Source organism: Methylobacterium tarhaniae, from assembly GCF_001043955.1.
Lineage (GTDB): Bacteria > Pseudomonadota > Alphaproteobacteria > Rhizobiales > Beijerinckiaceae > Methylobacterium > Methylobacterium tarhaniae.
Genome location: NZ_LABZ01000111.1, coordinates 1 through 13,729, shown reverse-complemented (window position 1 = coordinate 13,729; position 13,729 = coordinate 1). Strand labels below are relative to the sequence as shown.

At 70.7% G+C, this 13,729-nt stretch carries 13 protein-coding genes, 1 rRNA gene and 1 pseudogene; 6 read left to right on the top strand and 9 right to left on the bottom strand.

Features of this window, described 5'->3' with window-relative positions; all coding sequences use genetic code 11:
* On the bottom strand, nucleotides 1-357 hold a 357-nt coding region (locus VQ03_RS15915; protein WP_048451871.1), incomplete at its 3' end, for an aspartate/glutamate racemase family protein.
* Nucleotides 358-416: 59 nt separating this feature from the next.
* On the opposite strand from VQ03_RS15915, the gene hydA reads away from it, so the two are divergent.
* The 3 genes from hydA to VQ03_RS15900 all read left to right on the top strand — a co-directional run bounded on the left by hydA (nucleotide 417) and on the right by VQ03_RS15900 (nucleotide 4,098).
* The gene (hydA, locus tag VQ03_RS15910; protein WP_048451870.1) at nucleotides 417-1,805 is read left to right on the top strand and encodes a dihydropyrimidinase; all 1,389 of its coding nucleotides are present in this window, start codon (nucleotides 417-419) and stop codon (nucleotides 1,803-1,805) included.
* Nucleotides 1,806-1,891: 86 nt separating this feature from the next.
* Complete coding sequence (locus VQ03_RS15905; RefSeq protein WP_048451869.1) at nucleotides 1,892-2,869, top strand: SDR family oxidoreductase; 978 nt, start codon at nucleotides 1,892-1,894, stop codon at nucleotides 2,867-2,869.
* A 224-nt stretch (nucleotides 2,870-3,093) separates the two neighbouring features.
* On the top strand, nucleotides 3,094-4,098 hold the full coding sequence (locus VQ03_RS15900; RefSeq protein ID WP_048451868.1) for a sensor histidine kinase: 1,005 nt from the start codon (nucleotides 3,094-3,096) through the stop codon (nucleotides 4,096-4,098).
* Between the two features lie 3 nt (nucleotides 4,099-4,101).
* Here the strand turns inward: VQ03_RS15900 and VQ03_RS15895 are convergent, their stop codons facing one another.
* Nucleotides 4,102-4,500: an MAPEG family protein gene (locus VQ03_RS15895; protein WP_048451867.1), complete on the bottom strand. Its 399-nt coding sequence runs from the start codon at nucleotides 4,498-4,500 to the stop codon at nucleotides 4,102-4,104.
* A 14-nt stretch (nucleotides 4,501-4,514) separates the two neighbouring features.
* Nucleotides 4,515-4,669, bottom strand: a pseudogene (locus VQ03_RS35295) (catalase); the annotation flags it as partial.
* Between VQ03_RS35295 and VQ03_RS15890 the strand changes: the two are divergent.
* Both VQ03_RS15890 and VQ03_RS33090 read left to right on the top strand, forming a co-directional pair.
* A complete protein-coding gene (locus VQ03_RS15890; RefSeq protein ID WP_048451866.1) occupies nucleotides 4,622-5,005 on the top strand; it encodes a hypothetical protein in 384 nt (127 codons plus the stop codon). The pseudogene VQ03_RS35295 and the gene VQ03_RS15890 overlap by 48 nt on opposite strands.
* A 413-nt stretch (nucleotides 5,006-5,418) precedes the next feature.
* Nucleotides 5,419-5,562, top strand: a complete 144-nt coding sequence (locus VQ03_RS33090) for a hypothetical protein (RefSeq protein ID WP_157064125.1) — start codon at nucleotides 5,419-5,421, stop codon at nucleotides 5,560-5,562.
* A gap of 272 nt (nucleotides 5,563-5,834) precedes the next feature.
* Here the strand turns inward: VQ03_RS33090 and VQ03_RS15885 are convergent, their stop codons facing one another.
* From VQ03_RS15885 to VQ03_RS15860, 6 genes are all read right to left on the bottom strand, one after another.
* On the bottom strand, nucleotides 5,835-6,287 hold the full coding sequence (locus tag VQ03_RS15885; RefSeq protein WP_083468038.1) for a MarR family winged helix-turn-helix transcriptional regulator: 453 nt from the start codon (nucleotides 6,285-6,287) through the stop codon (nucleotides 5,835-5,837).
* Between the two features lie 262 nt (nucleotides 6,288-6,549).
* On the bottom strand, nucleotides 6,550-7,185 hold the full coding sequence (locus VQ03_RS15880; RefSeq protein WP_157064124.1) for a hypothetical protein: 636 nt from the start codon (nucleotides 7,183-7,185) through the stop codon (nucleotides 6,550-6,552).
* Nucleotides 7,182-8,468, bottom strand: coding sequence for a plasmid replication protein RepC (gene repC / locus VQ03_RS15875; protein ID WP_083468037.1), 1,287 nt, complete (start codon nucleotides 8,466-8,468; stop codon nucleotides 7,182-7,184). The genes VQ03_RS15880 and repC overlap by 4 nt, the downstream gene beginning before the upstream one ends.
* A 247-nt stretch (nucleotides 8,469-8,715) precedes the next feature.
* Nucleotides 8,716-9,924 carry a plasmid partitioning protein RepA gene (gene repA, locus VQ03_RS15870; RefSeq protein WP_083468036.1) on the bottom strand — a complete coding sequence of 403 codons (1,209 nt, stop codon included), beginning with the start codon at nucleotides 9,922-9,924 and terminating at the stop codon, nucleotides 8,716-8,718.
* Between the two features lie 192 nt (nucleotides 9,925-10,116).
* Nucleotides 10,117-11,328 (bottom strand): lytic murein transglycosylase, encoded by a 1,212-nt coding sequence (locus VQ03_RS15865; protein ID WP_048451863.1) that lies wholly within the window; start codon nucleotides 11,326-11,328, stop codon nucleotides 10,117-10,119.
* 66 nt (nucleotides 11,329-11,394) lie between these two features.
* On the bottom strand, nucleotides 11,395-13,167 hold the full coding sequence (locus VQ03_RS15860) for a methanol/ethanol family PQQ-dependent dehydrogenase (protein WP_048451862.1): 1,773 nt from the start codon (nucleotides 13,165-13,167) through the stop codon (nucleotides 11,395-11,397).
* Nucleotides 13,168-13,660: 493 nt separating this feature from the next.
* Between VQ03_RS15860 and VQ03_RS34320 the strand changes: the two genes are divergently transcribed.
* Nucleotides 13,661-13,729 (top strand): 16S ribosomal RNA (locus VQ03_RS34320); the annotation flags it as partial.

Genomic DNA, 13,729 nt, shown 5'->3' with positions numbered 1-13,729 from the left:
GCTCGCCACCGCGATGACGCCGAACCGGTCGGCCCGGGCGAGCGCGGTGAGGATCCCGCATTCGGCGATGCCGAGCACCGGCCGGTCCGTCGCCTCGCGGCAGACATGGAGGCCGGGATCGGAGTAGCAGGCGATGACATAGGCCTCCGCCGCCTCGCGCCGCACGAGGTCGCGCAACGGCAACGCCACCTGCTCGACATCGGCCTGCGACTGGATGCCGAACGGCCCCTCGGCGAGGGTCCGGCACACGATGACGAGGCCGGGGCGCGCGAGCGGCGCCAGCGCGTCGTCGAGGCCGCGCGTGACGGCCTCGTTCGAGTTCGGGTTGATGACGAGGATGCGCCGGTCGGCACTCATGGTGGTCTCCTGCCGTGTCAGACCTTCAGGCTAGCAAGTTTCGGACGAGGAGCCTCTGCATGAGTGAACCCGCTTTCGACACCGTCATCCGCGGCGGCACCGTCGCCACGGCGAGCGACGTCTTCACCGCCGATCTCGGCCTGCGCGACGGCCGGATCGCCGCGATCGGCCTCGACCTCGCCTCAGGGAGGCGGGAGATCGACGCGAAGGCTAAGCTGGTGCTGCCGGGCGGCATCGACAGCCACGCCCATATCGAGCAGCTTTCGGCCTCCGGCCTCATGAACGCCGATACCTGGGAGAGCGCCACCCGCTCGGCGGCGCTCGGCGGCACCACCAGCGTCATCGCCTTCGCGGCCCAGCATGTCGGCATGGACCTCGCGAAAGTGGTCGAGGACTACACGGCACTGGCGAAACGCGGCGCGGTGATCGACTACGCCTTCCACCTCATCGTCGCCGACGCGACCGAGAAGGCCTTGAGCCGGGATATCCCGGCGCTGGCTCAGGGAGGCCACACCTCCCTCAAGGCGTTCATGACCTATGACCGCCTGCGCCTCGCCGACGAGGCTCTGCTCGACCTGATGGCAGCCGCGAAGGAGGTCGGTGCGCTCGTCTGCGTCCACGCCGAGAACCATGGCCTCATCGCCTTCGCCAGCCGGCAATTGCTCAAGGAGGGCAAGACGGCGCCGAAATACCACGCCGCGAGCCATCCGCGCCTGTCAGAATCGGAGGCGTTCGAGCGGGTGGTGCGGTTCTCGCAGTACCTCGACCAGCCGGTGATGATCTTCCACGTCTCGACCGAGGAAGGCGCCGCGATCCTGCGCCGGGCCCGCGGCGAGGGCGCGAAGGTCTATGCCGAGACCTGCCCGCAATACCTCTTCCTCACCGAATCCGACCTCGACCGGCCGGGGCTGGAAGGGGCGAAGTGGATGTGCTCCCCGCCGCTCCGCGAGGCCCGCGACCAGGAGGCTTTGTGGCGCGCCCTCGATCTCGGCGACCTCCAGACCGTGTCCTCGGACCACGCACCCTACCGCTACGACGAGACCGGCAAGCTCAAGGCCGGGCCGGGTGCGACCTTCAAGGAGATCGCCAACGGCATGCCGGGCCTGCAGATGCGCCTGCCGCTCCTCTTCGACGCGATGGTGTCGGGCGGGCCGCTCGGCCTGAAAAAGTTCGTCGAGATCACCGCGACGGCGCCGGCCCGGATCTACGGCCTCGAGGCGAAGGGCTCTGTGGCGGTCGGGATGGATGCCGACCTCTGCATCTGGGATCCCTCCAGGCGCGTCACCCTCTCGGATGAGATGGTCGAGGACCGCACCGGCTTCACCCCCTATGCCGGCCGCACGGTGACTGGCTGGCCCGAGACGGTCTTCTGCCGCGGCCGGGCGATCGTCGAGGGTGGCGCGGTCACGGCGGAGGCCGGCAGCGGCGCGCCGATCCGGCGAGGCTGAAGCCGGCGGAACATCCGGCGGGCCTCCCGGTTGCGCCCGAGGGCTCATACTGCCCCCATGGATCTTTCCTTGGCAAGGAGGCCCGCATGACCGACCTGCAGAACGCCGTCGTGGTGCTCACCGGGGCGTCGAGCGGCATCGGCCGTGCCGCCGCCCTGGCCTTCGCCCGCAGGGGCGCCCGGCTGGTGCTGGCGGCACGCCGCCGCGATGCCCTGGAGGAGGTGGCGGAGGCTTGCCGGCGCCTCGGGGCTGAGGCGGTCGCCGTGCCGACGGACGTGACCGACGCGAGGGCGGTGCAGGATCTGGCGAACGAGGCCGGGCGGGCCTTCGGCGGCATCGACGTCTGGATCAACAATGCCGGCACCGGGGTGTTCGGGCCCTACCAGGACGCGCCCCTCGACCTGCACCGCCTGACGGTGGCGGTGAACCTGTTAGGGGGCATGTACGGCGCCTACGCGGCCCTGCCGGTCTTCCTCCGCCAAGGCCACGGCACGCTGATCACCAACATCTCGCTGGGCGGCTGGGCGCCGGCGCCGTTCGCGGCGGCCTATACGGCGAGCAAGTTCGGCCTGCGCGGCTTCACCGCCGCGCTCCGGCAGGAATTGCGCCGTCACCGGCACATCCATGTCTGCTCGGTCTTCCCGGCGATGATCGACACGCCCGGGCTCGATCACGGTGCCAACGTGTCGGGCAAGCGCATCGATGCCGGTCCCCTCGTCTACGCGCCGGAAGACGTGGCCGAGACCTTCGTCCAGGTCGCGCGCCACCCGCACGACGAGGTCGCGGTCGGATGGCCGGCCCGGGCGGCGCAGGCGGCCTACGCCCTGGCGCCCGGCCCGACCGAGCACCTGATGGGGATCGCGATCCACCGCGCCCTCGACCGGGCCGGGCCGGCGCCCGTGACCCACGGCGCGCTGCGGGCGCCCCTCGACGACCGCCGCGGCACGAGCGGCGGCTGGCGCGCCCGGCACGGGGTGCCGTCCGCCCGGCGCCTCAGCCTGGGCCTCGCCCTCGGCGCGGGGGCGTTGCTCCTCGCCGCGACCGCGGCGGCGAGATCGCGGTGACCGTCATCGAGACGTCAGGCCGGCCGCTCATTCCGGGTTCGCCTCCGCCGTACTTCTCTGCCGCGCTTCTCCGCCGCGCTTCATGGACCGGGGGAGCCGAATCAGGTTAAGCTCGCGCTCCGGATCAAGGAGCCCACCCGCTGTCAATCGCCGAACAGACCGCCCCGGCGTCGTCCGTCCACGCCGCGCCGGCGCCTGCGTCGCGTCGAGGCCGGGTCTGGAACCTGATCCAGGCGACCGAGTCGCTGCGCGCGCGGCCCTGGCTCGGCGACCTCGCGGCGATCGGTGCTACGGCGATCGCCCTGGGCCTGCGCCTCGCCGTCGACAACGTGCTGCCGCCGGGCTTCCCCTACCTGACCTTCTTCCCGGCCGTCATCCTCACCACGTTCTTCTGCGGCCTGCGCCCCGGCATCACCTGCGCGGTGCTGAGCGGGCTGTCGGCCTGGTACTTCTTCCTGCCGCCGAGCGACGGCTTCATCGTCTCGGCGCAATCCGGGCTGGCACTGGCCTTCTACGTCTTCATCGTCGCGGTCGACATCGCGCTGATCCACATCATGCACACCACGAGCGCGCGGCTGCGCCACGAGCGCGCCGTGACGGCCGGGCTCTACGAGCAGCAGCGCACCATGTTCCAGGAGCTGCAGCACCGGGTGGCGAACAACATGCAGTTCGTCGCCGCGCTCCTGACCCTGCAGAAGCGCCGGGTCGGCAACGACCCGCAGGCGGCACTGGGCGCCCTCGACGAGGCGCGGGTGCGGCTCGAGACGATCTCGCGCATCCATCGCCGGCTCTACGACCCGGGCCGGATCAGCCTGCCGGTCGGCCAGTACCTGCAGGAGCTCTGCACCGACCTCCTCAAGGCCACCGGTGCCCGCAACATCGTCTGCCTAGTCGACGTGCCGCCGGTGCGCTTCGACCTGACGCGGCTCACCACCCTGTCGCTCCTGGTGGTCGAGGTGGTGACCAACGCCCTCAAGCACGCCTTCCCGGACGGCGCCGGGGGCACGATCACGATCCGCCTGGAGGCGACCGCGCCGGAGCGGATGACGCTCACCATCGCCGATGACGGCCGGGGCATCCCGGCCGGCTTCGACCCCGAGGCGAGCCGCAGCTTGGGCATGCGCATCGCGCAGGGGCTGGCGTCCCAGCTCGACGGCACGCTCGCCTATGCGGGCGGGCCCGGGACGGTGGTGCGGCTCGACTTCGCCGCTGCGGCGCCGGCCGCCTGAGCCTCAGGCGAGCCGCAGCAGCAGCGCCACGGCCGCGCCGATCAGCACCGCGAAGGTCGCCAGGATGCCACCACCCCGGCAGGCATATTGCCGGGGCGAATTCGCCGGCGCCGTCATGCCGAACGGGTGCAGCACGCGGCCGACCAGCAGCACGATCAGAAGGCCGTGGACCAGGGTCCGGCTCGCCCCATGGGCCTCGAGCAGGCCGACGAGGAGCAGGATGAACGGCACGTACTCGGCGAAGTTGGCCTGGCTGCGGGCGCGGTGCAGCAGCACGGCGTCGCCGCCGTCGCCGTGCAGTACGTTCGCGGAGAGCCGCCTCGCCATCACCCAGCCGGAGAGGCCGGCGAAGAGGAGCGCCAGCACGGCGCCGTAGGCGGCGGTCAGGGACGGGAACACCACGACGGGACTCTCCTTCAGGTGCGGGGCGGCCCGTGAATCGGGCAGCCGTTATGCGGAGCCCGGAAACGGCCGAGCGTGGATAGGCGGCGCGGCGTGCCCGCATCACCGAGCCGAGGGGCCGATGCGCCGCGAGGCCGTGCCCCGGGCTGAAGGCCACGCCGTCGCCGAGGACGTCGCCCGGATCGGTCGAGCGCCGCATCGCGACGTCGTAGCTGCCGGGCGGCGCGACCATCCCTGCGCGAGCGACGCGGCGAGACCCGGCAGCACCGTGAGCCGGCCGGTGAGAGGACCGTGGGTCTTGACGTGCCAGTGCCTTGACGTGCCACGTGCCTCGGCGTGCCAGTGCCTTGGCGTGAACGCCGCGCAGCGCGTGGCCGTCATCCTTCAGCGTCGTCTTCCGGATCTTCTCGAAGACACGGATCATCTCTGCCTGCACCGCCTCTTCGTCGGGCTGCACGATCTCCAGGGAAGGATCGACGCGGATCGGCGCCTGCATCGGGAGTGAACCTCGCTCGTCTCGGGACGCGAGGGCGCGCCGCTGCGTCAGCGGCAACGGCGACGCCCCGTGAATGTTCCGGCACCACCCGCCTCGCGTGGCGACGGCGCGGAGCGACCGGGCGCTCAAGCAGCCAGCCGCCGTGTCCGGTCCGGGACGAAGGCCGGCACCCGAAAGGCAAATTTTCCTATTCGCGGCACGTCGCCGACAGGGCTGAAACTTCTTCTCCGAAATCAGCGATATGAGGCGGCATTCTTCTCTACTCCGTCGGCACTTTGGGAGCCGCGTTCATTGACGGCCGGTCACGGCCCGTCTTGAATACGCCCAAGACGCGACGCCTGCCGCCGGATCTTCTCGACCGCACGCCTCGCCTTCGAACGACCGAGCGGACGCCGCTCGCCTCTCACCGAGGAGCCCTGTCCATGCCCGCCGCCGCCAAGACCCGCACCGTGATCGACCGCAGCCGCTACCTCGCCTGGAACGCGCTGACGATCCTCGTCTTCCTGGTGCTGACGACCTACGTGGCGCGGGCGGACATGCCGCTGCTCGCCGGGTTCGCAGGGTGAGCGGGCGAGACCGATGGGATGCCGGCTCGACCGTTCCGCCGATCCCGGTCCGGAGCGTCCGGCTCCGAGCGGGATCGCATCGCATGTTCAGGGTATTCGCGGGATCGGCCGGGCCCTTCCCGCACCGCCCGTGACGGGACGGGGCGAGCCCTCGGGCCGCTTGTTCCGGCGATGTCGGGCGGCGCGGATGGTGACGAGGAAGCGCTGAACCCCGCTCGGACCGGCGCGAGAGGTCGGCGGTCGTGGCGAGGTGAAGGTTCGCGGACCCGATCCTATTCCTCCCGGCACCGGACCAGCCCGAGCGAGTCTTCCAGCACCTCCAGCAGCCGCTCGAAATCCCGCCGCTGCGCCTCGCTGAAGCCCGACAGGAGCGTGGCTTCCCGGGCGAGCAGGATCGGCACCAGCTCGGCATAGGTCGCCCGGCCCTCGTCCGTGAGCTGCAGCATGATCTCGCGCCGGTCGTCGCCCGCCTCCTGGCGCTCGACGAGGCCCAGCTCGATCAGGTGGCTCACCGCCCGGCTGATCCGCGACTTGTGCGTGCGGGTGCAGCGCACGACGTAGGCCGCGCTGCGTGGCTCGTCATGCTGCCCCAACGTCGCCAGCACCCGCCATTCCGGGATGTCGATGCCGAACCGCGCATAGTCGGCGGCGAGCGCGTTGCTGAACTCGGTGGCGAGCCGGTTGAGCCGGAACGGCGAGAAGCTGAGCAGGTTCAGGCGATCCATCGGTCCCGGAAGTGATCCTTTGACGGTTGCGATCGCAACATATGACATCAAGTTGCAAGTGCAACAAGCTACCTGCGGCCTGCCACTTGGTACGAGTCGCACCCGCCACGTCCTTCTCACGGATGACCGGGCTGTCGCCAGCAACGTCGTCTGGGGGATGACCGGGCAGCAGGACGGATCCGGCGCTCACGGTCCGGCTGATCCTCCCCATGGAATCGACGACCTCGACGTGATCCGGGAGGCGTTCGCGGGTTCAAGTCCTTCACGGATCCAAGCCCAACGAGCGCCTGAATTCCTCGAAGGTCGGGCTCGGCTGCGGCGGTGACGGCGGTGGCGAAGGACGCTTCGCCCGCTCCTCTGCGGACATGAAGCAGTCTCCGCAGGCCTCGACGACCCAGCTCCCTTGGCGAAGCCACAGCACGGTGCCTGTGCTGCCCGCACCCTTGATGTGGATCGGATAGGCTCCCTCTCCCCAGAGCGGGAAGCTGTAATCGGTGAATGCGACCAGATTGTCCGCGTTGAGCGTCACCTGTGAAACCAGACCGCTCTCCGTCACCTGAGCAATGACGGTCATGCACAGCCCGTCCCGGCAATTGGCCTCGACGCGCAGGATCAACGTCCCGTGCTCGCGCCAGAGACCATGATCGTCGATGATCCGCGTCGCATCGAGCGCGATGTCGGGATCGGCCGGCCGCATGCTGCGCAGCAGGTCCGCGACGCGTGCCCGAAGATCGTCGAGAACCGGATCCGCGATGGTGAGGGCGATCTGAGCCGATACCGGGCTCACCGCGACCGCCATCAGCGCGGCGGCGAGAACCGCCCCGGGCCGGGCCGCCAGGATCCTGCCCCACCTTCGGGCTGCGCGGCATCGAGTGCCATTCACGGTGATCGCCCTCATGGATGACCGACCGCCGGCTTGAACCGCAAACTCAGCGCCGGGCCGGAGAGCGGTCCCGGCATGGGTGATCCTCCCACCTCCCGACCTGCATTGTCCTGCCGCGCACGCCACAACGCCATCACCATCGGCCAGACCGAGAACCGGCCCATCCGTGCCTTCTCGGACAGGTCGCGCAGGTAGGCCCCCGGCGCGGCGATAGCCGGCCCGCGCTGCAGGATCGCCGCAACCACGATTGCCGCCTGCTCCTCGCCCATCGCCTCGACCGCAGCGTTCCAGGCCGGCACCGCGATCCCGAGGCTCGCTCGGGCCACCGCAGCCGCACCGAGGAAGTCCCGCCAGGTCTCGATCCCGCGGCGTGCGTAAGGCGCCAGGTCGGGGCAGGCTTCGAGCACCAGCCGCAGCGGCAGGGCGCGGTTCATCGGCACGACACTCGCCGTACCGGGCGCCGCGATCCCGTCCTCCTGTCCCCGCAAGTCCCCTTCAAGATTCTGGAAAGACTCAGGTTTTGAACTCTGATGGTGGCAGCCGGTCTGGGACTCACTGGCGTCCGTTTTCTGGAATTCGAGCGATTCCGCCAGGCACTTATCCACCGCGGCGCGGAGTGTCCGCAGCTCCTCGGCGATTCCCGCCAGGACCGCGTGTCCGGCCGAGCGCGGGGGCATGGCGCCGGCCGCCAGCAGCTCCGCCTCGAGACCGTCCCACGCGCCGCCCAAGCCCGTCTCGCGGGCGAAGGCGACGATCTTGCCGATGTCCCGGCGCAGCAGCGAGATCTCCTCGCGCAGGAGCGCCCGCGCCTTGGCGGCGGCCCGCACCTCGGCGGCCAGGGCTTCGAACTCGCCCGCCCGCGCCACCAGGGGCGACAGGTCGAAGCCGAAGGCCTGCTCGATCTGCCCGCCCTCGCCGCGGCGCGCGTAGCGCTTGCCGTTGGGGCTGTCGCGCCGGATCACCAGGCCGGCTTCGACGAGCTGGCTCAGCGCCCGCCGCAGTGTCGTCGGCGAGGGACCGTGGGCGCGCACCGACAATTCGCGGTTCGACGGGAAGACCACGAGGTCGGCCCCCGGCGTCAGGGCGGTCTCCGGATGGAAGCTGAGCAGTGCCGAGAGCACGGCGAGCGCACGGTCCCCGAGGCCGAGGCGCTGCTTGGCCTCGGTCAGGTTGCGGAAGGTGCGCCATTTATGGCTGGCCGCCTCCTCCGGGCAGGCCTTCGCCGCCGCCTGGGCCGCCATCATGGCGAGCGAGAGCGGCCGCCGCCCGAAGGGCGTCGTCGGTTGGGTCTGAGACATGGCTTGTGCCTGTCGTCAGGCAACAGAAAAGGGATCGCCGAATCGGCGCCACGCTTGACAGAATGTGCCGGATTTGATTCTCTCAGGCTGCCAGGCACTAAGAGAAGGGCTTCCGGGGCGTCGCTTCGGGGGCCTTTTTCTTTTGCCGGATCGATCCTTTCTGGTGTCGCGTTAACGGGATCCGCCGCGAGGCGGGGCGGTTCTCACCTGGGGCAGGGCCCCGGGATGATCGGAAACGGCAGGAGGCTCACGCGGCCCTGCCCCAGGCCCGCGCGATCTCGCCGGCAATCTCGGCATTCACCGCATCGAGGGCCTCGACGGCCCGGTCGTAGGCCTGCCGGCTGAAGGAGTCGCGGCCCGCCTCGTAGAGCGTCCGGCCGCAGGCGCTGGCCTCCGCGATCACGGGGGCGAGCGGCACCGCATGCGTCATCACCTGCTCGCCGAAGAGCGCCCGCAGGAGCCCGACGATCTGGGTCTGCGGCCCGTCATTCGGCTCGTAGCGGGTGACGAGGTAGCGCAGGAAGTCGTGCCGCAGCTCGCCGCCGGCCTCGCGCACGGCGCCGAGCAGGTCGGCGGTCATTCGCAGCGAGCCGGACATGCCGGCGAGGTCGGGCATCTGCGGCTGCACCGTCACCAGGAGGCCGGTGGCCGCGCAGATCGCCCCGAGGGTCAGGACGCCGAGCTGCGGCGCGCAATCGACCACCACCACGTCGTACTCGTCCGAGACCCCCGCCAGCGCCTCGGCGACGCGGCCGACGGTGCTCTCGGGCATCGCGCCGTGCTCGCAGGCCATCAGCTCGAGGTGGCCCGGCACCAGGTCGATGCCCGGGAAGTGGGTCGGGCGCAGGATCTCGCCGAGCGGGCGCTCGGCCCCGTCGCGCCGCACCGCGCCGTAGAGGGTCTGGCTCACCCCGACATCGAGGTCCGGCCGGCAGCCGAACAGGCCGGACAGCGCCGCTTGCGGGTCGAGATCGACCGCGAGCACGCGAAAGCCCTGCAGCGCCAGGTACTGCGCGAGGTGGGCCGCCGCGGTGGTCTTGCCCGAGCGGCCCTTGACGTTGGTGACGGCCAGGACCTGCAGGTGCTCGCCGGCCCGCCGGTGGCGCAGGTAGCCGGGCCGTGTCCGCGCCAGGCGCCGACGCAGGTCGTTGATCTGCGTCAGGGTGAATTGCCGCCGGCCCGCCGGCCCCTTCGCGGGCTCCAGCGCCTCGTCGGACAGGATCAGCTGGCGCAGGTAGGCGTCGGTGATGCCGATGAGCCGCGCCGCCTCGCCGGTCGGGAAGCGCCGCAGCTCGCGATGGTCGGCCGGGGGCTCGAGCCGCTCGCGCACCCGCTCGATCTGGCGCGTCAGGGCATCGGCATGGGCGGCGATCACGGCGTCGAACGGCGCGGCGGAGGACTCCTTCCGCGAGGGTCCCCTCCCCCCTCCGATCCGACCTTCGGCAGCCTTCGACATCTACGCTTTCGAGCCTCATCCGAGCACCTAGGCGTAGTTTGGCGGACTCGGCCGACGGAGAGTCAAGCGTTAAGCCCCGGGCTCTCCGATTCAGGAGTCGACAACCTTTTCTCCACAGGAGTCAGGCGTTTTGCGGCTGAAACGGTGGTGCCGAGTCCCCGAATCGTGCGTTGCAGCCGAATCGATCCGCCGTCAGGGCTGGGCCCGCAGGCGGTCGAGCAGGCCTGCATCGGCGTAGCCGTCCGGCACCAGCCCGGCGCTCGCCTGATACGCCCGGATCGCCGCCCGGCTGCGCGGGCCTATTCGCCCGTCCACCCCGCCGACCGGCTGCCCCTTCGCCTCGAGGGCGGCCTGGATCTCCCGCCGCTCGTCCGCACTGAGCGGCCGGTCGCCCCGGGGCCAGGCCTGCACGAAGCCGGGCTCTCCGCGCAGCCGGTCCGAGAGATGCGCCACCGCGAGGGCATAGGAGAAGGCGGCGTTGTAGCCGAGGAGCGCCTGGAAGTTCGGCCGCAGCAGGAAGGCGGGGCCGCGGGCGCCGGCCGGCAGCACCAGGCGGGCCGTGTCGCTCTCCGCCCCGATCTCCCGGCCCGCCGGCCTCAGGCCGAGGGCGCGCCATTCCGCGAGGGTGCGGACCGTCGTCTCGTCGGCGAGGCGGTAATCGAAGCCCGCCGGCAGCAGCACCTCGCCGCCCCAGCCCTCGCCCGGGCGCCATCCCAATGTGCGCAGGTACTGCCCCGTCGAGGCGAGCGCGTCCGGCACCGAGGTCCAGATGTCGGCTCTTCCATCGCCGTCGAAGTCGATGGCGTGGCGCAGCGTCGTCGTCGGCATGAACTGGGTGTGGCCCATCGCGCCGGCCCAGGAGCCGGTCAGGCGCTCCGGCGTCGCATGCCCGAGATCGAGGATGCGCAGGGCCGCCACCAGTTCCTCGGTCCAGGTGCCGGTCCGCCTGTCCCCCGAACAGGCCAGGGTGGCGAGCGAGCGCAGGACCGGCCGCACCTTGCGGGGATCGTCGAGGACGGCGCCGTAGCCCGATTCGATGCCCCAGATCGCCACCAGCACGTGCCGGTCGACCCCGGTGGCCGCCTCGACCGCCGGCAAGCTGGCCGCGCTGTCAAGCTTCGCGCGGCCGTCGGTCACCGCCTCCTCGCTCACTGCGGCGTCGAGATAGGCCCAGACCGGCTTCTCGAACTCCGCCTGCCGGTGCGTCGCCGCCACCACGTCCGGGTCTGCGGTCAGCCCGGAGAGCCGCGCCTCCGCCAGGGCCGGCGTCACCCCCTGCTCCCGCGCCCGGGCGACGAGGCCGGGCAGGCAGGCGGCCATCGCCGGCTCTTGCGCCGCCGACGGCGTCTGCGCCCAGGCGGCCGGGCCTGCGAGGAGCCACAGGAAAGCGATCGGCACCCGCATCGGATGAGCCTCCTTCGGTGGGCCCGGCCGCTTCGCGGCCGGATCAGCCTTCTCGAACCCCGGTCGTCACCGCTCGGGCAGGGCGAACACCGTGAGCTGCCCGCCCGCGGCGGTGTATTGCGACAGCGCGGCATAGCCGCCGACGGCGCCCGAGCCCTCGGCCGGGTCGGTCAGCCCGGCGGCGAGCCCGATCCCGGCCCAGCCGCCGATGCCGGACAGGACCGCCACATATTGCCGTCCACCATGCATATAGGTCGTGACGTTGCCGACGATCCCCGACGGCGTCTTGAAGCGGTAGAGTTCCCGGCCGGTCTCGGCATCGACCGCCTTCAGGTAGCCTTCGAGCGTTCCGTAGAACACCACCCCGCCCGCGGTGGCGAGCGCCCCCGACCAGACCGAGAACGGCTCCGGGATCGACCATCGGATCCGCCCCGACAGGTTGTCCCAGGCGATGAACGCGCCGGTGCGGTCCGTATCCGGGGGCGGATGCAGCGTCAGCGTCGCGCCGACATAGGGCTGGCCCGGCGTGTAGGTGACGCGGAAGGGCTCGTAATCCATGCACATGTGGTTGGTCGGCACGTAGAACAGACCGGTGCGCGGCGAGTAGGCGGCGGGCTGCTGGTTCTTGGCGCCGAGCGCGCCGGGGCAGATGCCCGTCACGGTCTCGTCCTCCCCGGCCGTCCCTGGCGCGTAGCGCTCGTCCACCACCGGGCGGCCGTAGGTCGGAGAGCCGCGGGCGAGGTCGATCCGCTTGGCCCAGTTCACGCTCGGATCGAATTTTTCGGCCACCAGCAGCTCTCCGGTCTCCCGGTCGAGGGTGTAGCCGAAGCCGTTGCGGTCGAAATGGGTCAGGAGCCGGCGCTTGCGTCCCCCGACCTCCTGCTCGGTCAGGATCATCTCGTTGACGCCGTCATAGTCCCACTGGTCGTGGGGCGTCATCTGGTAGACCCAACGCGCCACGCCGGTCTCGGCGTCGCGGGCGACGATCGCCATCGCCCAGCGGTTGTCGCCCGGGCGCTGGGCCGGATTCCAGGTCGAGGGATTGCCGGTGCCGTAATAGACGAGGTTCAGCTCCGGATCGTAGGAGAACCAGCCCCAGGCGCAGGCCCCGCCGGTCTTCCACTGCTCGCCCTCCCAGCTCTTGAGCGACGAATCTCGGCCGATCGGGCGGCCCAGCTCCGTCGTCGTCTCGGGATCGACCAGCATCTCGGCATCCGGCCCGGTGGCGAAGGCGCGCCACAGACGCCGCCCCGTCGCCTGGTCGTAAGCCGTGACGTGGCAGCGCGCCCCGTATTCGCCACCCGACAGGCCGACGATCACCTTGTCCCGCACCGGCAGCACAGCCGCGGTATTGGTCTCGCCCCTGGCCGGATCGCCGTTCTGCACCGACCACAGCTCCCGGCCGGTCTCGGCGTCGAGCGCGACCACGCGCGTACCGGCCAGTTGCAGGAAGATCCGCCCGCCCTCGTAGGCGAGGCCGCGATGGACCGTGTCGCAGCACATCACCGCGACCACGCCGGCCTCCTGCCGCGGCGCGTAGCGCCACAGGATCTTGCCGTCCTGATCGAGGTCGAGGGCATAGACGATATTCGGGAACGGCGTATGCACATACATGATGTGGCCGACGACGAGCGGGGCGCCTTCGTGCCCGCGCAGCACGCCCGTCGAGAAGGTCCAGGCGACCTTCATCCGACCGACATTCCGAGGCGTGATCTGGTCGAGACCCGAAAAGCGCGTGTTGGCGTAGTCGACGGTCGGCAGAGCCGGATTCGGGCGGCTCTCCCCGGCGAGCGCCGGCCCAAGGCCGAGCAACAGAGCCGTCAGCGCACCTCGTCTCATTCGTATCCCCTCCCCGGCTGCCCCGGATCTCGCGCCACCGGTCATAGGCGGTGCGGGTCCGCCGGGCCATGCGCCCGACCGTGCCGCGCCGGCGGAGGCGCGGATCGTGGTCGGTCCGGTCGCAGGCCGGTCGTATCCCGGCCGAGTTGACAGGCGAGCCGGCTACCCTTAGACAGCCGCTCACCGACGGGGCGCCGAGCAAACGGCCTGCCCCACCGGACTTCCTCAGAGACGGGCAAGCAAGGGCCAGGGCGACCTGGTTCGGCTTTCTGTTCTCCGGGGTACGAGATCTGGCTCCAGCCCGATCGGCTCTTTGACAAGTTCATCTGAGAAAGAGAAGCGTGGACGGCGTCGTCCCTGCGGATCCGTGTCTTCGGAACCGGATCGTGAGTAGGATGATGCTGGTCCGACGTTTCGGTGCTCACACGATTGGCGGAAACGCCGATCGGTTGTGTGCTTCCGTTTATGTTGTGATCAGCTATGATCAGCTCTTCAACTTGAGAGTTTGATCCTGGCTCAGAGCGAACGCTGGCGGCAGGCTTAACACATGCAAGTCGAGCGG